The organism is Arthrobacter sp. Leaf141, from assembly GCF_001424565.1.
Lineage (GTDB): Bacteria > Actinomycetota > Actinomycetes > Actinomycetales > Micrococcaceae > Arthrobacter.
Genome location: NZ_LMOL01000005.1, coordinates 872187 through 893882, shown reverse-complemented (window position 1 = coordinate 893882; position 21696 = coordinate 872187). Strand labels below are relative to the sequence as shown.

Annotated in this window: 16 protein-coding genes and 1 tRNA gene; 7 read left to right on the top strand and 10 right to left on the bottom strand. The window is 66.8% G+C overall.

Annotation, left to right across the window (positions count from 1 at the left end; genetic code table 11):
- Nucleotides 1-3 precede the first annotated feature (3 nt).
- From ASF72_RS06620 to ASF72_RS06610, 3 genes are all read left to right on the top strand, one after another.
- Entirely contained in the window at nucleotides 4-732 is a 729-nt protein-coding gene (locus tag ASF72_RS06620) for a response regulator (RefSeq protein ID WP_197273608.1), read from the top strand.
- A 167-nt stretch (nucleotides 733-899) separates the two neighbouring features.
- A complete protein-coding gene (locus ASF72_RS06615) occupies nucleotides 900-1676 on the top strand; it encodes an ABC transporter ATP-binding protein (protein WP_050687269.1) in 777 nt (258 codons plus the stop codon).
- A gap of 2 nt (nucleotides 1677-1678) precedes the next feature.
- Complete coding sequence (locus tag ASF72_RS06610) at nucleotides 1679-4225, top strand: ABC transporter permease (protein WP_056597328.1); 2547 nt, start codon at nucleotides 1679-1681, stop codon at nucleotides 4223-4225.
- Nucleotides 4226-4297: 72 nt separating this feature from the next.
- Here the strand turns inward: ASF72_RS06610 and metG are convergent, their stop codons facing one another.
- The 9 genes from metG to ASF72_RS06565 form a co-directional block, all read right to left on the bottom strand.
- On the bottom strand, nucleotides 4298-5854 hold the full coding sequence (gene metG, locus ASF72_RS06605; protein ID WP_056597327.1) for a methionine--tRNA ligase: 1557 nt from the start codon (nucleotides 5852-5854) through the stop codon (nucleotides 4298-4300).
- A 34-nt stretch (nucleotides 5855-5888) separates the two neighbouring features.
- A complete protein-coding gene (locus tag ASF72_RS06600; protein ID WP_050687275.1) occupies nucleotides 5889-6644 on the bottom strand; it encodes an ABC transporter ATP-binding protein in 756 nt (251 codons plus the stop codon).
- A complete protein-coding gene (locus ASF72_RS06595) occupies nucleotides 6641-9433 on the bottom strand; it encodes an FtsX-like permease family protein (protein WP_056597325.1) in 2793 nt (930 codons plus the stop codon). Before ASF72_RS06595 ends, ASF72_RS06600 begins: the two co-directional genes overlap by 4 nt.
- Nucleotides 9434-9634: 201 nt before the next feature.
- On the bottom strand, nucleotides 9635-11224 hold the full coding sequence (gene serA, locus ASF72_RS06590) for a phosphoglycerate dehydrogenase (RefSeq protein ID WP_050687279.1): 1590 nt from the start codon (nucleotides 11222-11224) through the stop codon (nucleotides 9635-9637).
- 129 nt (nucleotides 11225-11353) lie between these two features.
- Complete coding sequence (ilvC, locus tag ASF72_RS06585) at nucleotides 11354-12379, bottom strand: ketol-acid reductoisomerase (RefSeq protein ID WP_050687281.1); 1026 nt, start codon at nucleotides 12377-12379, stop codon at nucleotides 11354-11356.
- 85 nt (nucleotides 12380-12464) lie between these two features.
- Complete coding sequence (gene ilvN / locus ASF72_RS06580) at nucleotides 12465-12977, bottom strand: acetolactate synthase small subunit (RefSeq protein ID WP_050687283.1); 513 nt, start codon at nucleotides 12975-12977, stop codon at nucleotides 12465-12467.
- Between the two features lie 2 nt (nucleotides 12978-12979).
- Nucleotides 12980-14887 (bottom strand): acetolactate synthase large subunit, encoded by a 1908-nt coding sequence (locus ASF72_RS06575; protein WP_050687286.1) that lies wholly within the window; start codon nucleotides 14885-14887, stop codon nucleotides 12980-12982.
- Nucleotides 14888-15211: 324 nt separating this feature from the next.
- Complete coding sequence (gene ilvD, locus ASF72_RS06570; RefSeq protein ID WP_056597323.1) at nucleotides 15212-16933, bottom strand: dihydroxy-acid dehydratase; 1722 nt, start codon at nucleotides 16931-16933, stop codon at nucleotides 15212-15214.
- A 93-nt stretch (nucleotides 16934-17026) separates the two neighbouring features.
- Complete coding sequence (locus tag ASF72_RS06565) at nucleotides 17027-18001, bottom strand: LysR family transcriptional regulator (RefSeq protein WP_056597321.1); 975 nt, start codon at nucleotides 17999-18001, stop codon at nucleotides 17027-17029.
- Between the two features lie 149 nt (nucleotides 18002-18150).
- Between ASF72_RS06565 and ASF72_RS06560 the strand changes: the two genes are divergently transcribed.
- The 3 genes from ASF72_RS06560 to ASF72_RS06550 all read left to right on the top strand — a co-directional run bounded on the left by ASF72_RS06560 (nucleotide 18151) and on the right by ASF72_RS06550 (nucleotide 20392).
- The gene (locus ASF72_RS06560) at nucleotides 18151-19113 is read left to right on the top strand and encodes a sunset domain-containing protein (protein ID WP_056597319.1); all 963 of its coding nucleotides are present in this window, start codon (nucleotides 18151-18153) and stop codon (nucleotides 19111-19113) included.
- 10 nt (nucleotides 19114-19123) lie between these two features.
- Complete coding sequence (locus tag ASF72_RS06555) at nucleotides 19124-20200, top strand: PQQ-dependent sugar dehydrogenase (protein ID WP_442854155.1); 1077 nt, start codon at nucleotides 19124-19126, stop codon at nucleotides 20198-20200.
- Nucleotides 20201-20316: 116 nt separating this feature from the next.
- A tRNA-Lys gene (locus ASF72_RS06550) sits at nucleotides 20317-20392 on the top strand.
- 170 nt (nucleotides 20393-20562) lie between these two features.
- On the opposite strand, the gene ASF72_RS06545 is transcribed toward ASF72_RS06550, so the two are convergent.
- The gene (locus ASF72_RS06545) at nucleotides 20563-21015 is read right to left on the bottom strand and encodes a MarR family winged helix-turn-helix transcriptional regulator (protein WP_056597317.1); all 453 of its coding nucleotides are present in this window, start codon (nucleotides 21013-21015) and stop codon (nucleotides 20563-20565) included.
- A gap of 96 nt (nucleotides 21016-21111) precedes the next feature.
- On the opposite strand from ASF72_RS06545, the gene bcp reads away from it, so the two are divergent.
- On the top strand, nucleotides 21112-21585 hold the full coding sequence (gene bcp / locus ASF72_RS06540) for a thioredoxin-dependent thiol peroxidase (protein ID WP_050685494.1): 474 nt from the start codon (nucleotides 21112-21114) through the stop codon (nucleotides 21583-21585).
- Nucleotides 21586-21696 lie beyond the last annotated feature (111 nt).

The following is a 21696-nucleotide window of genomic DNA, read 5'->3' as shown; positions in this document are numbered from 1 at the left end:
GCGATGACCGACCCCCTGGAAGCCCCGCCGGCCGGCACCATCAAGGTGGCCCTGGTGGATGACCAGCGGCTGGTCCGCTCCGGCTTCGGCATGCTGATCAACTCCCAGCCCGACCTGGAAGTGGTGGCCGAAGCGGGCAACGGCATCGAAGCGCTGCAGGCGCTCTCCGCGGTCTCCGCGGACGTGGTGCTGATGGACGTGCGGATGCCCGGCATGGACGGCATCGAAGCCACCCGCCAGCTGATGGAACGCGCCCTGGCCGCACCCGCCGGGTCCCGGCGGGCCAACATCCGGATCGTCATGCTGACCACGTTTGACCTCGATGAATACGCGCTGGCCGCCATCCAGGCCGGCGCCAGCGGTTTCCTCCTCAAGGACGCTCCGCCGGAGGAACTGCTGGAAGCCATCCGAACGGTGCACCGGGGCGACGCGGTGATTGCCCCCTCCACCACCCGGCGGCTCCTGGAACACGTTGCCCCGCTGCTCCGCGCCCAGGCACCGGCGCAGCCGGAACACGACGCCGCGGTGGCCCGGCTGACCGCCCGCGAGCGGGAGGTCTTTGAACTGATCGCCCAGGGGCAGTCCAACCCTGAAATCGCTGTGGGCCTGTTTGTCTCCGAGGCAACCGTCAAAACCCATGTGGGACACATCCTGGCCAAGCTGGGCGCCCGGGACCGGGTCCAGGCCGTGGTCATCGCGTACGAAACGGGAATCGTGGTCCCCGGAAACTAGGCCGCGGTCCGGCGCGGCACCTGGCAGCGATCCGTGGCAACGGCACCTGGCAGCGACGTGGGTGGACAGGCCCGGGCCGGGCGTCCGCCCACGGTATGAGGGACCGGCCGTAAAGGACCAGCCCGTCGGCCGATCCCGGATCCGGCGCCGGCCCATAGCGTGGAACCATGACAACTTCCCTGCATGACCATCACTCCCCCGCCAGCGGCAACCCGGCCGCCGGCCCGGCCGTCCAGGCCATCTCCCTGGCCAAGACCTACGGCCGCGGCGACACCCGCGTCAGCGCCCTGCGGGATGTCAGCGTCAGCTTCGAGGCCGGCCGCTTTACCGCCATCATGGGACCCTCCGGTTCCGGTAAGTCCACCCTGATGCACTGCCTGGCCGGCCTGGACTCAGCTGACGCCGGGCAGATCCTGGTGGCCGGGACGGACATCACGGCGCTCAACGACAAGCAGCTCACCGCCCTCCGGCGGGACCGGATCGGCTTCGTCTTCCAGGCCTTCAACCTGGTGCCCACGCTGACGGCCGAACAAAACATCACCCTTCCGCTGGCCCTGGCCAACGCCGCAACCGACAAGGAATGGTTCGACTATGTGGTGGCCACGCTGGGGCTCAAGGACCGGCTGCGCCACCGCCCGCACGAACTCTCGGGCGGCCAGCAGCAGCGGGTGGCGGTGGCCCGCGCCCTCCTGACCCGCCCGGACGTGATTTTCGGCGATGAACCCACCGGCAACCTGGATTCGACGGCGGGCGGCGAGGTCCTGGCCCTGCTGCGCCGCAGCAGCCAGGAGATGGGCCAGACCATCATCATGGTGACCCATGATCCCGTGGCGGCCAGCTACGCGGACCGCGTGGTCCTCATGAGTGACGGCAACCTGGTGGGCGAGATCCACGAGCCCACCGCCGACTCCGTCCTGGCAGCCCTCGGCAAGCTGGGGGCATAGCCGTGCTGCAGGTAGCCCTCTCGCAGTTCCGGACCCACAGCAGGCGCTTCATCGCCGTGGGGCTGGCGGTCATGCTGGCCGTCGCCTTCCTCGCCACCACGCTCATGGTGGGCGCCAGCACCCAGGCCTCGCTGGGCGCCAGCCTCGGTGAGTCCTACAACAAGGCCGATCTGATCGCCACCCCCGGTCCCGGCAACGGCTCCGGCCCGTCGGGGTTCAGCCAGGCCGCGGTTGACGCCGTGGCTGCGGATCCGGCCGTCAGCGCCGTCTACGCCCAGCAGACTGCGTACGCCTACATCGGCGTCAACGGCCAGGAAATCTTCGGCAAGGTCCGCAACCTGGCCCCCGCAGCCCTGGAACCGGCTTCCCTGGAATCCGGTTCCCTCCCGGCTGCTGCCAACCAGGTGGCCGTGGACAGGACCACCGCGGACCGTTACCGGCTGAGCGCCGGGCAGGCCCTGGTAGTGGCCACCGGCGACCAACGCACCACCGTGTCCCTGACCGTCTCGGGGATCCTCCGCGCCAGCAACGACCCGTTCGCCAGTGCCACCGCGCAACTGGTGGCCCTCTCACCCACCGTGGGAACCCTCACTGCCAACAGCGGACCCGATGCCGGCCCGGCCGGCGCCGAGGGCCTGCAGCTGGTCCTGGCGCCCGGCACCGACGCCGCCGCCGCGCAGGCATCGCTGGCCGGCGTGCTGTCAGCGGCCGGGGCAGCCGACCCCACCGTCCGGACCGCCCAGGAGGAAGTGACCAGCCAGGTGGCCGCCATGACCGGCGGCCAGGACCAACTCACCGTCGTTTTGCTGATCTTTGCTGCCGTGGCATTGGTGGTGGCCGCCCTGGTGGTCTCCAACACGTTCGCGGTCCTGGTGGCACAGCGCACCAGGGAGCTGGCGCTGCTCCGCTGCCTGGGCGCCGGCCGGCGCCAGGTCCGCAATTCCGTGCTGCTGGAGGCCCTCGTTGTGGGCGTGGTCGCCTCGCTCCTGGGCGTGCTCGCCGGTACCGGCCTGATGGCCGGCCTGATCGGCTGGGCCAGCTCCCAGCCCAACTCGACGTTCGCCACCCTGGCCGTGCCGCCGTCGGCCATCATTTCCGGCCTGGTGGTGGGAGTCCTGCTGACCCTGGCCGCGGCGCTGGTTCCTGCGCGCGCCGCCACGGCTGTGGCCCCGCTGGCCGCGCTGCGCCCCGCGGACGACGCTTCGCTGCGCAACACCAAAGGCCGGGTACGCCTGGTGCTGGGTATCGCCGCCCTGCTGGCCGGCGTTCCGCTGCTGGTGTGGGGTGCCCTCGAGGTCCAGCTGGTTCCGGCGTTCGGCGGCGGGCTGCTGAGCTTCCTTGGTGTGCTGCTGAGTTCCTCTCTGTTCATTCCCGCGCTGGTTTCGCTGGTGGGCAAGCTGGCGGCGGCGGCCGGCGTCCCGGGAAAGCTTGCGGCGCTGAACGCCGTCCGCAATCCCGGCCGGACCTCGGTCACGGCCGCCGCGCTCCTGATCGGCGTCACCCTGGTGACCATGATGATGACGGGAGCCGCAACGTCCCGGATTGCCTTCGACAAGGCCCTCGCGCAGAACTATCCCGTGGACATGGCAGTCACCGCCCCTGGCGCCGGTGCCTTCGGCGGGCCTGCTGCAACCCAGCCCCCCGGTGCGGCGGCCGGTTTTACCGAAACGCAGCTGGCGGCTGTGGGCGGCCTCCCCGGAGTGGAGTCCGCGGCGGCGCTGCCGGCAGTGGGCTCGGCGGACCTGGACGGGTATCCCAGCGAGATCCTGGCGCTGCCGGCAGGCCAGGCCGCGGCCATCCTCCGGGATGCCGGCCTGGTCCTGGAACCGGGAAAGATCTACCTGCCGGAAGGCTCAACGCCGGGCACTGTGACCGTCACGGGCACCGCCGGTACAGCCAATCTCAGCGCAGTGGTGCTGGAAACCCGGAACATGCCGCCGCTGGTCAGCACCGAGACAGCCCAACAGCTTGGGACACCCACGGTGGGCCAGGCCGTGTGGCTGCGGCTGGCTGACCCGGCAGGCGGGACGCTGTCCGGGGACGATGTCCGGACTGTCCAGCAGCAGGTGGCGGAGGCGCTGGCAGTGCCCGCAAGCGCGGTGAGCGGCGCGGCCATCGAACGGCTGACCTTCAACCAGGTGATCGATGTCCTGCTCCTGGTGGTCACGGCGCTGTTGGGGGTGGCCGTGCTGATCGCCCTGATCGGCGTGGCCAACACCCTCTCGCTCTCCGTCCTGGAACGGACCCGGGAGAACTCGCTGCTGCGGGCATTGGGCCTGACCAAGGGCCAGCTGCGGGGCATGCTGGCCCTTGAAGCGGTACTGGTGGCGGCCGTCGCCGCCATCATGGGAACGGTCCTGGGGGTTGCCTACGGCTGGCTGGGTGCCATGTCCGCGCTTGGCGGCGTGGTCGATGTGTCGCCGGCGATTCCGTGGCTGCAGCTGCTGGGAGTGCTCGCTGTGGCAGTCATCGCCGGCCTGCTGGCCTCGGTGGTCCCGGCGCGGCGCGCGGCGCGGCTTTCCCCGGTGGCGGGGCTGGCCACGACGTAGCCCCCGCCCAACTGACTCGCAGTTGTTGTCGTTTTGAGGGCTCAGAACGACAACAACTGCGAGTCAGTTGGGTCAGGCGGCGGGTTCCTCGAACTTCGGGAAGACCGGTGCCGGCGCGGGCAGGACGGTACCGGCCACGATCGGTGTGGCCAGGGCCGTGAACTGCCGGGCGTCGCCGTCGGGCTGGCCCAGGGTGTCCAGGAGTGCAGCGGTGGCGGTGGGCATCACCGGCTGGGCCAGGATCGAGACAATCCGCAACACCTCCAGTGTCACGTACAGCACGGTGTTCATGCGCTCGACGTCGGTCTTCCGCAGCACCCAGGGCGCCTGGTCGGCGAAGTACGCGTTGGTGTCGCCCAGGACAGTCCAGATGGCTTCCAGCGCACGGCTGAACTCCTGTTTGTCAAAAGCTGCGCGGGCCGCCACCAGCAACCCGTTGGCCTGCGCCAGGATGGCGTTGTCCGCCTCGGTGAAGTCTCCCGGCGTGGGGACCATGCCCTCGCAGTTCTTGGCCACCATGGACAGCGACCGCTGGGCCAGGTTGCCGAAGTTGTTGGCCAGGTCCGAGTTCATCCGGCCCACGATGGCCTCGTGGTTGTAGCTGCCGTCCGCGCCGAACGGCACTTCCCGGAGGAAAAAGAACCGGACCTGGTCAAGGCCGTACTGGGCCACGAAGTCGGCCGGGGCCACCACGTTGCCCAGGGACTTGGACATCTTGACGCCGTTGTTGTGCAGGAAACCGTGGATCATCACGCGTTTGGGCAGCTCGATCCCGGCGCTCATCAGGAACGCCGGCCAGTAGATGGCGTGGAAGCGGGAGATGTCCTTGCCGATCACGTGGACATCCGCGGGCCAGAACTTCCGGAACGATTCCGAGTCCACGTCCGGGTAGCCCACACCGGTGAGGTAGTTGGTCAGGGCGTCAACCCACACGTACATCACGTGCTTGTCGTTGCCCGGGACGGGGACGCCCCAGTCGAACGTGGTGCGGCTGATGGAAAGGTCCTCCAGGCCGCGCTTGACGAAGCTGATGACCTCGTTGAACCGTGACTGCGGGGCGCCGAATTCCGGCTGCTCGCCGTACAGGGCCAGGAGCCTGTCCTGGTAGGAGGACAACCTGAAGAAGTAGCTCTCCTCAGCCGTCCACGTCACCTCGGTGTCTGTCTCTTTCGAGTAGCGGACGCCGTCGTCCTTCACGGCCGTCTCATCCTCGCCGTAGAAGGCCTCGTCCCGGACGGAGTACCAGCCCTCGTACTTGTCGAGGTAGATGTCGCCGTTTGCTTCCATCTTCTTCCAGATGGCCTGCGACGCGGCGTAGTGGTCCTCATCAGTGGTGCGGATGAAACGGTCATACGTGATGCCCAGGGCGGCGTGCGCTGCCTTGTAGACCTCTGCGTTCCGGTCCACCAGTTCCTTGGGCGTGACGCCTTCCTTCTCGGCCGCCTGGGCGATCTTCATCCCGTGCTCGTCCGTGCCTGTCAGGAACATCACGTCGAAGCCGTCCAGCCGCTTGAACCGCGCCATGGCATCCGTGGCGATGTACTCGTAGGCGTGGCCGATGTGCGGCACACCGTTGGGATAGGTGATGGCCGTGGTGATGTAGAACGGCGTTTTCTCGGAAGCAGTCACGGTTGGAGCGTTACCTTCGGTGCGGAGGGACAGGCTAGATGAGTTCGGTCAGAGTGTCGCTGAGCCGGACCAGTTCGTGGTCGTGGGACGCCACCAGCACGGCGATGCCGTCGGAGGTGGTGTCCTTGAGGATGCTGATGATGCGGTTGGCGGAGGCACGGTCCAGGCTGGCCGTGGGTTCGTCCACCACCAGGACGCGGGTGCCCAGGATCAACGCACGGGCGATGGCCACCCGCTGGCGCTCACCGCCGGACAGCTGCGCGGGACGGTGCCGCATGCGGCGGCCCAGCCCCACCAGGTCCAGGAGGTCCTTGGCCATGTCCCGGCGCTGGTCCACTTCGCCGTCCGGAACGGCAGGGAGCAGGACGTTCTCCAGCGCGCTCATGCCGTCGATCAGGGCACCGCCCTGGTCGACGTAACCGATCAGCGCCCGACGGCGGTCGGCAATTTCGTCGTCGCCCATGCTTTCGAGCGAATCGCCTTCCCAGAAGACCCGGCCCGACGTCGGCAGCGTCAGTCCGGCGCCGACGGTCAGGATGCTGGTCTTGCCGGAGCCGCTGCGGCCGGCGACGCAGTGCATCTCACCGGCGTGCAGGGTCAGGTCGAAGCCCTCCACCACGCTGACGGCTTCGGCCCCGCCTTTGCCACCGCCGTAACGGATGGTGATGTCGCTCAGTTCCAGCGGGGTGGCGTGGTCGGCGGCCTTGACGATGGTGTTCGCGCGGGTCTGCAGGGGCACCTCGCCGGCGCCGCCCCTGCGGCTCCGTTGGACATTCGTCGGGTTTGTCATTGGACCACTTTCGTTGCAATAGGTATCCAGCAAAGTACAGCCACCAGGCCGGCCACGCCGGCCCAGAGCGCGGCGTAGGGGGCCAGCAGCAGGCCTATCCCGAGAGCGCCCAGCACACCCAGGGGCAGGGCCACGGTTCCCACCAGGGCATTTTCGAACAGGCGCACCTGGCGGAGCATGTCCGGGTTCCAGCCCATGGCCGCAAGGATGCCCAGGTACTGCCGTTTGGCGTTCAGTTCGAAGCGTCCGGTGACCAGGGTAAGCACCAGGCCCACGGCCACCCCGGCGACTGCCAGCAGGATGCTGGGAAGCGCAACGCTGGCTGCTGCCAGCCCGCTGAGGGCGCTGGCGCCCGCGGCCCGGGGGATGTCGATCAGGAGTGAGATCAGGCCGCCCACAGCGGCGCCGAACACGCCCACGGCGATGGCCAGCGACAGGGTGTTGAACTTGTTCGTTGCGAGCTGCCGGTTGGCGAAGGTCAGCGGTGAGTCAACGGGGATGAGCCGTTCGTCGTGCTGCGGTTCCTGGTCCACCACGTCCCGGTGGCGCAGCTGCTGCGCGGCAAACAGCGCAGCGCCGGCGTAAAGCACCAGGACGGCGGCCGTGACCAGGACCGTGGTGAGGCTCCAGCTGAGCAGGCTCAGCAGGGCACCGGCGGCGGCCAGGAGGATGGCTCCCACACCGAATTCGGCGAGCACCCAGCTGCGGATCCTACGCTGGGTCCAGCCCATGGCGCGGAGCGTGCCTGCCTCGGTGCGGCGCTTGCGGATGTAACTCACCGTGGATGCGCCGGTCAGCAGGGCTGCCCCGCACAGGGTGAGGAAGAGGAGGGTGATGTTGGTTCCGGACAGGGAACCCGTCACGGCGTCCGCGGCGTTCTGGCGGACCCACGACTGCTGGACGGTGCCCAGCGCCGATTCCTTGCCGGCGTCGTCCTTGGAGTAGCCGGGGACGAAGATGCTGGCGTCCTCCCGCGCGGAGCCTGCCACAACTGTGGCTTCCAGGCCCATGCTGCGGATGTCGGCGGCAAGCTTCTCCACCTCAGGCTGGGCTTCCTTCCAACTGCCCGGAGCGGTGGCCCGGACCCGGACGGCATCGATCACGGCGGCGTTTTCGGTGTAGCCGCGGGCGGCGGCCAGGCCGTAGTAGTCGGTGATGGCGCCGGCGGACTGGCTGGCCAGTCCCGTGGCGCTCAGGGAGGGCTGCAGTTCGGCGTTGGCAGCCTTGCCCTCTGCGTCCTTGACCAGCGAGAACGGAGTGGGGTCATAGCCGCCCAGGGGCAGCTTGTTGACGTCGCCGGCGGCCTGTGACACGGCGGCCGGATCGAAGGTGCCGTAAACCATGGCCAGCGGTGCTGCCAGCTTCTGGCCGGTGGCTACGCTGTCCCGGTAGGACCGCTCGTCCACGGGTTCACGCTGGGTCTGGTCCACGGGACCGCCGGTGGCGCTCTTCTCGGGCAGCCGGTTGACGGTGACCCACTCCCCCGGCACCGCGGTTTTGCCCTCGGCGCCGTTGGCGGCAGTTTCGCCGTCCTGGTACTTGGGGGCTGCCGAGAAATCGGTGCTCCACTTCGCCGGTGTGTAGAGGCCCTGGTTGAAGTTGCCGTTGCTGCCCAGGAGGGAGGAATGGTCCGTCGAACCGGGCCAGGAGAGAACAAACGGGTCCTTGGACACAAACGGGAGGTAATCCTTGCCCAGGGAGCGCGAAACGGTGCCGACGTCATTGACCACCTTGCCGGCGTCGTCGATCTCCTCGATCTTGACGTTGTAGGTCAGGTCAAGGGACGTCCCGGACCGGACCACCAGCGGGATGGCCTGTGAGTCGCCGGTGAGCTCGCCGGTGCGCTTGGCCTGCTGGTACTGGGTCATCAGGGGCGCCCAGTACTTGAGCTTCACACCCAGGAAATCGGGGCCTTCTTCAAGTTCGGAAAGGTCAATGCCGTTGGTGAAGAGGCCTTCAAAGTAACGGCCCACGGCGCCGGCGTTGCGCGCGTCGGCGGGCGGGGCCTTCTCCAGCGGTGCGAGGAAGTCTCCCGCGGTCCCCAGGAGGGCGCGTTCGGAGGCAGGGTCGACGGCGACGACGGACTCTGTGACTTCGGGTGCCATGGGCAGGGCAACGGAGAGGTTGAAAAGGTTGTGTTCCGAGCCGCCGGCCGGGGACGGGAACTTGATGCCGGTCTCGTCCTCGGGCGCGGCGATGCGGATGCTGCTGCCGCCGCCGGCCTTTTCCTCGAGGAGCTTGGCCTTGCCGAGGGTGCCTTCAGCGGAGGATTTGAACAGGGTCTGCTCGGAGACGCCGTCGGAGCTGACGGCGCTGGCGGTGAGCCGGTACTTTTTGGCTTCGTCCGTCAGAACGGATTCCGCGGCCGGCCATTTGTCCGGCGCGGTGGCGCCGGTTGCCTGGTCAGCGGTCGCGGTGCCTGCCAGCCCGGAGTTGTAGCCGAGGAAGTCCATGGCATCCAGGCGCGGCGTTTCGAGGTTCTGGGTCACGCGGGACACCAGGCTGATGGGAGCCGCCACGGCCGTGCCGGACAGTTTCCTGATGGCCTCCAGCTGGTCGAAGCCGATCCCGCCGGTTCCGGTGGCGATCTCCGGCTGCAGCAACGTGCCGGAGGACGCCTTGGCCTGGACCAGGACGTCGTAGAGCCCCCGCGAATTTTCATCCACTGTCCGGTTAAGGGCCGCCTGCGATTGGCTTTGGACGAGGACCGACAAGCACATGGCTGCGATCAGAATGGCAGCGGTCAACAGCAGCACTTTGCTTCTGATGAACCTCTGGACGGCGTTCATGGAACTCCCTGAAACCTGGATTGCGTACGCACACATATGTCCGCCCGAGCCGGACATGGTCCATCGAGGACGATGTGCAAAAGGTATTGGCCGGCCTGCCGGCGCGGTCCTGAACCAGGACCAAGCCATTGTAAGCAGACCGGCCAATCATACGTGGCCCCGCCGGGGCGCGCCCAAGCGGAGCGGGAGCTACGGCGTTTCCTAGTCCTCGAGGTCCACTTCGCGCACCATCTCGGCGCCGATGCCGGCCTTAATGGCGTCCAGGACCTGCTGAGGCACGGAACTGTCGATGGTCAGCAGCGCCAGCACCTGCCCGCCTTCGTCGTGGCGGGCCACCTGCATGCCGGCAATGTTGATGTTGTTCATGCCCAGGATGTGGCCGATCGTGCCGATCACACCGGGACGGTCGGTGTAGGCAACCACCACCAGGTGCTCGCTGATGGGGATCTCCACCTCGAAGCCGTTGATGCCCACCAGCTTCTCGATCTGCTTGGGTCCGGTCAGGGTGCCGGCCACGGAAATCTGGGTACCGTCGCTGAGGGCGCCGCGCAGGGTCAGGACGTTCCGGTAGGACTCCGTCTCCGCCGTCGTGATCAGCCGCACGTTGATGCCGCGCTGCTCGGCGATGACGGGGGCGTTGACGTAGGAGACCTGCTCGGTCACAACGTCGGCGAAGATGCCCTTGAGTGCGGCGAGCTCGAGGACCTTGACGTCCAGGGAGGAGATTTCACCGGCAACTTCCACGTCGAACTGGGTCAGGGAGGCGTGGGTCAGGGCGGTGAAGATGCGGCCCAGCTTCTCGATCAGCGGGATGCCCGGGCGGACGTCGGGGGCGATCACGCCGCCGGCGACGTTCACGGCGTCGGGGACCAGTTCGCCGGCGAGTGCCAGCCGGACGGACTTGGCCACGGAGACGCCGGCCTTTTCCTGGGCCTCGTCGGTGGAGGCGCCAAGGTGCGGGGTGACCACCACGTTGTCGAGCTTGAAGAAGGGCAGGTCCGTGCTCGGTTCCTTAACAAAAACGTCGACGCCGGCACCAGCGATGTCGCCTGCCTGCAGTGCGGTGTAGAGGGCTTCCTCGTCCACCAGGCCGCCGCGGGCCACGTTCACCACGTAGGCGGTGGACTTCATCTTCTTGAACGCGTCCGCGCCCAGCATGCCCACTGTTTCGGGGGTCTTGGGCATGTGGATGGTGATGAAGTCGGCCTGGGCCAGGAGCTCATCCAGGGTGACCAGCTGCACGCCCAGCTGCGCGGCGCGGGCGGAGGTGATGTAGGGGTCGTAGGCAAGGATCTTGGTGTCGAAGCCCTTGAGCCGGGCAGCGACGAGGGCGCCGATGCGGCCCAGGCCGATGATGCCGATCTTCTTTTCGAAGAGCTCAATGCCGGTGTACTTGGAACGCTTCCATTCGCCATCTTTGAGGGCGGCGCTGGCCTGCGGGATGTGGCGGGCCAGGCTGAGGATGTGGCCCACAGTCAGTTCAGCGGCGGAGACGATGTTGGACGTGGGTGCGTTCACCACCATCACGCCTGCCTGGGTGGCGGCTTTGATGTCCACGTTGTCCAGGCCTACGCCGGCGCGGGCAATGACCTTGAGGTTCTTCGCCGCCGCGATGGCTTCGGCGTCCACCTGGGTGGCGGAGCGGACCAGGATCGCGTCGACGTCGGTGATCGCCGCGAGGAGCTGCGCGCGGTCGGCGCCGTCCGTCTGGCGGATTTCAAAGTCCGGGCCGAGGGCGTCGACGGTGGCGGGGGAAAGTTCTTCGGCGAGCAGTACTACGGGTTTTGACACGGCTGATCCTCTGCGTTGCAGTCCTGGGGATGGGAACAAGTCTAGGCGGACGGAAAGGCCGGGCTCACATTGTTAAGTGTGAACCCGGCCTCACCGTTGAAGGGATGTGATGCTCAGGTGGCGGCAGCCTTAGCGGGCTACGGAGCCGTCCACGTAGTCCTCATCCTGCTGCTGCCAGGCGAAGAGGGCGCGCAGTTCCCGGCCCACACCTTCGATGGGGTGCTGCTCGCCCTTGGCGCGCAGCGCCTTGAACTCGGGGCCGCCCTTGTCCTGGTCCTCGATGAAACGGGTGGCGAAGGCGCCGGACTGGATGTCGGCCAGGACGGCCTTCATGTTTTCCTTCACCTCGGGGGTGATGACGCGCGGGCCGGAAACGTAGTCGCCGTATTCAGCGGTGTCGGAGACGCTCCAGCGCTGCTTCGCGATGCCGCCCTCCCACATGAGGTCAACAATGAGCTTGAGCTCGTGCAGCACCTCGAAGTAGGCGATCTGCGGCTGGTAGCCGGCTTCGGTCAGGGTTTCGAAGCCGTACTGGACCAGCTGGGACACGCCGCCGCAGAGGACGGACTGCTCACCGAAGAGGTCGGTTTCGGTTTCTTCGGTGAAGGTGGTCTTGATAACGCCGGCGCGGGTGCCGCCGATGGCCTTCGCGTAGCTCTTGGCCAGGTCCCAGGCTGCGCCCGAAGCGTCCTGTTCGACGGCGATGATGTCCGGGATGCCGCGGCCGGCTTCGAATTCGCGGCGCACGGTGTGGCCGGGAGCCTTCGGGGCGATCAGGATGACGTCGACGCCCTCGGGTGCCTGGATGTAGCCGAAACGGATGTTGAAGCCGTGGGCGAAGGCGAGGGCCTTGCCTGCGCTCAGCTTGTCCTTGACGAAGTCGTTGTAGATGGAGCGCTGGTGCTGGTCCGGTGCCAGGATCATGATGACGTCGGCCCATTCGGCGGCGTCTGCAACGGTCTTGACGGTGAAGCCGGCTTCTTCGGCCTTGGCGATGGACTTGGAGCCCTCCTTGAGGCCGATGACAACCTCGACGCCGGAGTCGCGCAGGTTCAGCGCGTGGGCGTGGCCCTGGGAGCCGTAACCAACGATGGCTACCTTGCGGCCCTGGATGATCGACAGGTCTGCATCGTCGTCGTAAAACATTTCAGTCACTTGCGTAACTCCTCTTGAGTGGTTTTGGTGGATCGGTGTTTACGGTGCTGCGGTTGCGGGCGGAGCGTCAGTCCCAGGCGGGTGCCTAGGCTGAACGCAACGCCCGGTCACTCATGGAGCGGGATCCCCGTCCAACGGCCAGGGTGCCGGACTGCACAATTTCGCGGATGCCGAAGGGCTCCAGCACTGAAAGCAGTGCCGTGAGCTTTTCGGGATGGCCGGTTGCCTCAATGACGACGGAGTCGGTGGAAACGTCAACCACTGAGGCGCGGAACAGGTCTGCAGCCTGGGTCACCTGCAGACGAGTGGCGGCATCCGCACGTACCTTGACCAGGATGTGGTCGCGCTGTACGGAAGATTCGGGGGTGAGTTCAACAATCTTGATCACGTTGATCAACTTGTTGAGCTGCTTGGTGACCTGTTCGATCAGGTCACCGTCGGCGTCGACCACTACCGTCATCCGGGAGATGCCCGGGACTTCGGTGGGGCCAACAGCGAGGGAATTGATGTTGAAGGCGCGGCGGGCGAAGAGGCTCGCCACGCGGGTCAGTACGCCGGGCTTGTCTTCGACCAGCACGGACAGTGTGTGACGGGTCATTGTCAGTCTTCCTCTTCCCAGTCCGGAGTCATGTTCCGGGCAAACTGGATCTGGTCGTTGCTCACGCCGGCGGGGACCATGGGCCACACCATGGAGTTGGGGCTCACCACAAAGTCGATGACCACGGGGCGGTCGTTGATCTCGAGTGCCTTCTGGATGGTGGCGTCGATGTCCTCGTCGCGTTCGCACCGGAAGGAGGCGCAGCCATAAGCATCGGCCAGCTTGACGAAGTCCGGAATGCGGACCGTGTCGTGGCCGGTGTTCAGGTCGGTGTTGGAGTACCGGCCCTCGTAGAAGAGGGTCTGCCACTGGCGGACCATGCCCAGCGAGGAGTTGTTGATGACCGCGACCTTGATGGGGATCTTGTTGATGGCGCAGGTGGCCAGTTCCTGGTTGGTCATCTGGAAGCAGCCGTCGCCGTCGATGGCCCAGACCACGCGGTCCGGGTTGCCCACCTTGGCGCCCATGGCGGCCGGCACGGCGTAGCCCATGGTTCCGGCGCCGCCGGAATTCAGCCAGGCGTGCGGGCGTTCGTACTTGATGAACTGCGCGGCCCACATCTGGTGCTGCCCCACGCCGGCGACGTAGACGCCTTCGGGCCCGGTGAGGGCGCCGATACGTTCAATGACGCGCTGCGGGGCGGACAGGCCGTCCTCGGGTTCGGTCCAGCCCAGCGGGTACGTTTCCTTGAGGTTGTTCAGGAACGCCCACCACGTGGTGGTGTCCGGGGTGCCCACGGCTTCGAACTGCGTCCGCACGGCCTCGGTCAGTTCCGGAATGATTTCCTTGACCGAACCCACAATCGGCACGTCGGCCGTGCGGTTCTTGGAAATTTCCGCCGGGTCGATGTCCGCGTGGATGATCTTGGCGTGCGGGGCGAAACTCTTCAACACACCGGTCACCCGGTCATCGAAGCGTGCGCCCAGCGTGATCAGGAGGTCTGACTGCTGCAGTGCGGTGACAGCGGAAACCGTGCCGTGCATCCCGGGCATCCCCATGTGCTGGGGGTGCGAATCCGGGAAGGCACCCTTGGCCATCAGGGTGGTGACCACGGGGGCGCCGGTTGCCTCGGCCAGGGCCATCAGCTCGGCGGAGGCGTGCGCTTTGACCACGCCGCCACCCACGTACAGGACGGGCTTGGATGCTGCGGCGATGAGCTTGGCCGCTTCGCGGACCTGCTTGTTGTGGCCGCGGGTCACGGGACGGTAGCCGGGCAGGTCCACCTTGGGCGGCCAGGAGAACGTCATCTGCCCCACCTGGGCGTCCTTGGCGACGTCGACCAGGACCGGTCCCGGACGCCCGGTGGATGCGAGGTGGAATGCCTCGGCCATAACGTGCGGGATGTCGTTGGGGTCGGTCACCAGGAACGAGTGCTTGGTGATGGGCATGGTGATGCCCACGATGTCAGCTTCCTGGAAGGCATCGGTGCCGATCACGCTGCTGGAAACCTGGCCGGTGATGGCCACCAGCGGTACGGAGTCCATGTGGGCATCCATGATGGCGGTAACGAGGTTGGTGGCACCGGGGCCTGAGGTGGCGATGCAGACGCCCACCCGCCCGGTAACCATGGCGTAGCCTTGCGCGGCGTGGCCGGCTCCCTGTTCGTGACGGACCAGCACGTGGTTCATGCTCGAGGCCATCAAGGGGTCATAGGTGGGCAGGATCGCGCCACCGGGCAAACCGAAAATATCGTCGACGCCGAGTTCTTCGAGCGAGCGGACAATAGCTTGCGAGCCGGACATCACCGTTGGGGGTACAACGGTGTTCGGCCCAAGGACAGGAGAGACAGCAGCAAGGTCAGCGACGACGGCGGCGTGATCGGCCGTCCGGTCGGCGCGTTCCGGAGCTTTGGGGGCTCCAGCGGACTTGGTAGCCATCAGCGAGGGGCTGATCGGCGATCCTTTGCTCATCGGACTCTTCCTTGTGGATCATGTGTGGTGCGTGGATGCTGCGGGAAATAAAAAAACCCCTCAGCCTGGTGGCTCTTCGAGGGGTTTGCGCGTGGCGGTTCGTTGCCGGGGCTAAGGTGCCACGCGCTTGGTAAGGACGACGACGGTAACGAAAGTCATGCGTTCAGTGTTCCCTCTGGTGGGATACGTGTCAACGAGCCGCTGACCGATCTCACCATGTGGACGTCATTGTCCACTTCCTGAACGCCATCCCAACTGACTGGCAGTTGTTGTCGTTTTGACGGCTCAAAACGACAACAACTGCGAGTCAGTTGGGTGGGGGTGCTAGCCGCAGTACGCGCCAGTCGAGGCGCTGTGCACCAGCTTGGCGTACTTGGCCAGGACACCCTTGGTGTAACGGGCCGGGAGCGGCTCCCAGCCTTCCTTGCGGGCTTCCAGCTCGGCCGGGTCCACCAGGAGGTCGAAGCTGCGGGCTGCGATGTCCACGCGGATCCGGTCACCGTCCTTGACGAAGGCGATGGGGCCGCCGTCCACGGCTTCCGGTGCAACGTGGCCGATGCACAGGCCGGTGGTGCCGCCGGAGAACCGGCCATCGGTGAGCAGCAGGACATCCTTGCCCAGGCCGGCACCCTTGATGGCACCGGTGATCGCAAGCATTTCGCGCATGCCCGGACCACCCTTGGGGCCTTCGTAGCGGATCACCACAACGTCGCCGGCCTGGATCGCGCCCTTGTCGAGGGCCTCGAGGGCACCCTGTTCACGCTCGAAGACGCGGGCGGTTCCCTCGAAGACGTCGGCGTCGAAGCCGGCACTCTTTACAACGGCGCCTTCCGGGGCCATGCTGCCGTGCAGGATGGTGATGCCGCCGGTCTTGTGGATGGGGTTGTCCAGTGCGCGCAGGATCTTGCCGTCCACGTCCGGCGGGTTGATCGCTGCGAGGTTTTCAGCAACGGTCTTGCCGGTGACGGTGAGGCAGTCGCCGTGCAGCAGGCCGGCGTCGAGCAGTGCCTTCATGATGACCGGCACACCGCCGATCTTGTCGACGTCGGTCATCACGTAGCGTCCGAACGGCTTCAGGTCGCCCAGGTGCGGGATCTTGTCACCGATGCGGTTGAAGTCGTCGAGGGTCAGGTCCACCTCGGCTTCGCGGGCGATTGCCAGCAGGTGCAGGACGGCGTTGGTGGAACCGCCGAAGGCCATGGTCACGGCTATGGCGTTCTCGAAGGCCTTTTTGGTCATGATGTCGCGGGCGGTGATGCCCTTGCGCAGCAGGTTAACCACTGCTTCGCCGGACTTGCGGGCAAATTCATCACGACGGCGGTCTGCCGAGGGCGGCGCTGCCGAACCGGGCAGGGACATGCCCAGCGCCTCACCGATGCAGGCCATGGTGTTGGCCGTGTACATGCCGCCGCAGGCACCTTCGCCGGGGCAGATGGCCTTTTCGATGCGGGTGAGGTCCTCAAGGCTCATCTTGCCGGCGGCGCAGGCACCGACAGCTTCGAAGGCGTCAATGAGCGTGACTTCCTTTTCGGAGCCGTCTTCGAGCTTGACCCAGCCGGGCATGATCGAGCCGGCATAAAGGAAGACGCTGGAGAGGTCCAGGCGGGCGGCTGCCATCAACATGCCGGGCAGGGACTTGTCGCAGCCGGCCAGGAGCACGGAGCCGTCGATGCGCTCGGCCTGCATCACGGTTTCGACGGAGTCGGCGATGACTTCGCGGGAAACGAGCGAGAAGTGCATGCCCTCGTGGCCCATGGAGATGCCGTCGGAGACCGAGATGGTGCCGAACTGCATGGGGAATCCGCCGCCGGCGTGGACGCCTTCCTTGGCGCCCTGCGCGAGGCGGTTCAGCGAAAGGTTGCAGGGGGTGATTTCATTCCAGGAGCTGGCGACGCCGACCTGCGGCTTCGCGAAGTCGTCATCGCCCATTCCCACTGCACGGAACATGCCGCGGGCGGGGGCAGCGTGGATGCCGTCGGTGACGACGCGGCTGCGGGGCTTGATATCGGGTGTTTCCGTTGCTGCGGTTTGGGTGTCCTGACTCATGAGGAAAAGTCTATGACTCCCCGTGGCGGCGAAACGACCGGCCCGGCGGGTTTGTGCCCATTTTCCTCAATATTTCGATCAGATAGTGGACTTTCATCTCGCATTTTGAGACAAGGGTACCCTGGCCGCCCGCGCCAAGTGGCCGGAATCACTTTCGCGGGTACCGGTGGCCACCGCCTCCGCCTCGAGCACCAGCATGCTGAGCACGTCCCTGATGGTGGTGCGCTCGGCCACGTCGGGGCGGAGCAGCGCCACGATGCTCCGGCGCGCAGCCACTCCCACCAGCGGCCGAAGGACGAAGCCCCGCGACTCATTGCCGGCCGCGGTATAACGGGGCAGGAGCGACAAGCCGTGTCCGGCACTCACCAGGGCCTCAAGGACGCGCAGGTCCGGATACAGCTGGGCGCGGACGGCCGGGGCGCCGGCCTGCTTCTCAATCTGCTTCAGTACGGCGTCAAACGGGAACCCTTCCGGAACCCCGATCCAGGGGTAGCCCACCACATCCCTGGCCGTGACCCTGCTCCTGGCCGCCAGCGGATGCCCGGCCTGCATGGCCACGTCCAGGGGCTCCTCCAGCAACGGCACCACCACCAGCCCGTTCCGGGCGAAGACCTCCGGTCCATCCACGCTGTGCGCCAGGACCAGGTCGTAGTCCGCGGCCAGGCCGGCGAAGCCGGCGACGCCCGGGTCCTCGAAGCACGCCTCCAGCCGCAGGCCCGGAACGGACTGGACCCGGTGCAGCAGTCCGGGCAGGAACATTTCGGCCGCACTGGGGAAGAAAGCCGCCCGGACGTGGGCCTGCCAGCCGCGGCGGTAGGTATCGATGGTGGCTTCAGCCCTGGCCATGGCCGTGGATACTTCCGCAGCCGCCGTCGCCATGGCCCGGCCCGCCTCGGTCAGCCGGACGCCCCGTCCCGATTTTTCCACCAGCACCACGCCCAGTTCGTCCTGCAGGGTGCGCAATTGCTGGGAAACCGCCGACGGCGTCACGCGCAGGGCATCGGCAGCGGCGCCCACGGTGCCGCGGTCCGCTACTTCCCGGAGGATCTGAAGCCGCTTGAAGTCCATGCCATGAGGCTACGGGACGCCTTGACTTTGCAGCCGTCGCGGAAACCCTGACGGGGTGCCCGTTGCGGCTTCACCAGTCTGGACAGCGGTGGTCCCCCAACGTAGCGTCAGGGGAAAGGCTCCATCCGTGACAGACCAAAGGATTTGCTGTGGACATCGTTTTCTGGATCATTCTGATTGTTGTCATCGTGGGCGTGGTCTGGTGGCTGATGAACCGGTCCCGGTCCTCCGGAGCCGCTTCCGACGCCCCGCAGCGCCCGGCAGACGGTGCCTTGTCCGGCGGCAGCTCAGCGGCTTCCGCTGCGGCCGCCGGAACCACGGGAATACCCACGGTGGCCGGGTTTGGCCAGCCTGCCGGGCCAGCCGCCCCCACCACCGCCGAAGACCCGGTGCCCACTGCCGGCGAAGCTGCAGCCCGCGAAGTGCAGCCTGCGACCGTTCCCGAGCCCGCAGTGGTTCCCGAGCCCGCCACGGAGCCCGCGCCTGCCTTGGCGCCCGAACCTGCTGCAACTCCCGAACCGGCTGCAGAGCCTGAACCGGTTGTAGTTCCTGAACCCGCTGAAGCCGCCGCCCACGCCAATGCCCAGGACGAGGCCGAATGGGAAACGCAGTGGTCGGAGGCCAGCCCTGCGGCCGGCTCGGAAGCAGCGGGCAGCCCCGCGCCCGAAGTCCCGGTAAGCGTGGCGCCGGAAGCAACACCCACCCACCATTCCGAATACACGGACCCGCACTCGCCCACGCTGCCCGGAGCAGAGTCCGGCGCAGGCGAGGATGCGGCAACGGATGCAGCCCCACCGGCAGCCGCCGCAGGAACAGTCCGGCCCGACGCGGCCGCCGCAGAGACGGCCGACAGGACAGCATCCTCGGCACTGGTGGAAAACGGAGCCAGCCACCAGCAGGCCGCCGGCGGGCCGTACGGCGAAGGATCAGCAGCTGCCGCCGGCGACGGCACCGGCCCCGGCGGTTTCACCGTCAAGGGGGATGGCGCTGCCATGACCTACTACGAAGAGGGACACCCTGAATATGAGGACGCTGCCGCCAGTGTCTGGTTCGAATCCCCCGCCCACGCGGAGGCTGCCGGTTTCCGCGCACCCCGGCGCCGCCGGCTCTAAGCCGCCACGGCTGCCGGCCGTCCTGGCCGGGCTGGCCTGCAGCCTGTCACTTGTCCTGGCGGGGTGCACCAACACCACTGACAACCGGCCCACGGTCAGCAGCACCGTCCCACCGGCCACAGCCGGCTGGTCGCCTGTTGTCGCGGAACGCCTCACTGTGGGACTGCAGACCCCGTGGGCTGCAGTTTTCCTGCCGGACGGGACGGCACTCATCTCTGAGCGCGACAGTGCCAGGCTCAAGGCCGTCCGCAACGGCGCCGTCACCGTGGTGGGCCAGGTTCCCGGCGTTGCCGCCGGCGGGGAAGGTGGCCTGCTGGGCCTTGCCCTCTCGCCCGGTTTTGCCGCCGACAGGTACCTCTACCTCTACCTCACGGGTGCCGAAGACAACCGGGTGGTCCGGGCGCGGGTGGAGGAAACGGCCGACGGCGGGCTGGCCCTGGGTGCCCCGGAGGCAGTTTTCACCGGCATCCCCAAAGCCGGCACGCACAACGGCGGCCGGATCCGCTTTGGTCCTGACGGCTTCCTCTACGTGGCCACAGGCGACTCCCAACGTCGGGACCAACCACAGGACCCCAATGCCCTGGGCGGGAAAATCCTGCGCCTGACCGCCGACGGACAACCGGCGCCGGGAAATCCTTTCGGCAACGCCGTGTACAGCCTGGGGCACCGCAACGTCCAGGGCCTTGCCTGGGACGGCTCGGGGCAACTCTGGGCCAGCGAGTTCGGTCCGGACAAGGATGATGAGCTGAACCTGATCCTCCCGGGCGCAAACTACGGCTGGCCCGAGGTCACCGGGGCACCGCAACGGCAGGGGTTCCAGGACGCGAAGGCCGTGTGGCCCAGCACTGCGGAGTCCTCGCCCAGCGGCCTGGAAATCATCGGATCGACGGCCTACCTGGGGGCACTGCGCGGGCAGCGGTTGTGGACCGTCCCGCTTGAAGGCAACGCGGCGGGAGATCCTGTGGCCCATTTCACACGGGAGTACGGCCGGATCAGGGATGTTGTGCGGGCGCCGGATGGACGCTTATGGCTCCTGACCAACGGCCAAAACCCTGATTTTGTGCTGATTCTGGCGCTCCAGGGCTGACCCGGGAGCTGCTCCGGACGCCGATTTCACATGCACCGGAAGTTCGTGTAGAGTTTCATGTCGTTGCGGAGATCAACCGGGAAAGAAAAGCCCGGAAAGATCAAGGCAAAGAAGATGCACCTCTAGCTCAATTGGCAGAGCAATTGACTCTTAATCAATGGGTTCCGGGTTCAAGTCCCGGGGGGTGCACCACTGGGAAAACAGCCTCCGGCTTGCGGAAACGCAAACTGGGGGCTGTTTTGTTTGTGCCTACAGCTGCCCGGCAGGCTGCCGGCCAGTCGACGGTCCGGGCACAAAAAAGCGGCCACAGCCCATGGGCTGCAGCCGCGCGCTTCCGGCTCCAACGGCCGGCCAGCAGGACGTTACGTCGTGTTGTCCACCAGCGCAGCGGTACTGGGCGCCACAGCGAACTGGCTGGCCAGTTCGCGGACCACTGCCTGAAGTTCCTGGCGGAGTACATCCGGGTCAATGGAGGCTGAGGCCAGGACGGAGCGTTCCATCTCAACTGCGGCGGAGACGGCTTCCTTGCCACGGTCCGTCAGCGAAACCACGTGGCTGCGGCGGTCCGAGGTGCTGCGGACCCGCACGATATGCCCGTGCGACTCCAGCCGGCTCAGCGTTTTGCCCATGGTCTGGGCCTGGACCCGGACGTATTGTGCAAGCTGGGCCTGCGTCATGGGGCCTTGCGCGTCCAGAACCTCAATGGCGATGACACCGGCGTGCGTCAGGCCGATGGCCGCGAGTTTCTCGTTCCATGAGTGTTCAACGAGGCGCGCGGCAGTGGACAAGAGGCGCCCCGTGGGCCAGTGATCCATATCAGGCATGGAATCAAGTATAACCAACCAGGGATTAGCACTGTCCCCCACCCGTTACTAGGCTGGTGTGTCCCGCACGCGACAAGGAGATAAACAGTGGCTGAAAGACTGACTGCCGGCGACAACGCGCCCGGCTTCACCCTCAAGGATTCCACCGGCAAGGACACGGCGCTGGCCCCCCGGCCCGGCCGGAACACCATCGTCTACTTCTACCCGGCGGCAGCCACACCAGGCTGCACCAAGGAAGCCTGCGACTTCCGCGACAGCCTGGCCTCCCTCCAGTCCGCGGGCTATGACGTACTGGGCATCTCCCCCGACCCGGTCGCCAAGCTGGCGGCTTTTGTCGATAAGGAAGGACTGACCTTCCCGCTGCTCTCCGACGCGGATCACGCGGTTGCCGAAGCCTACGGCGCGTGGGGCGAGAAAAAGAACTACGGAAAAACCTACGAAGGACTGATCCGGTCCACCGTGGTGGTGGACCCGGACGGCAAGGTATTGGTGGCCCAGTACAACGTCCGTGCCACGGGCCACGTCGCCAAGCTGCGCAAGGACCTGAAGATCGATTCCTGACACGTCGCGGCGGCCGGACACACTACTGCCGCGACGCTACAATGGAACGAAAGCCTCCACCGTCCTGCATTGCACCGCCTGTTGCGGCTAATGGAATTCGGTGGGAGGGCA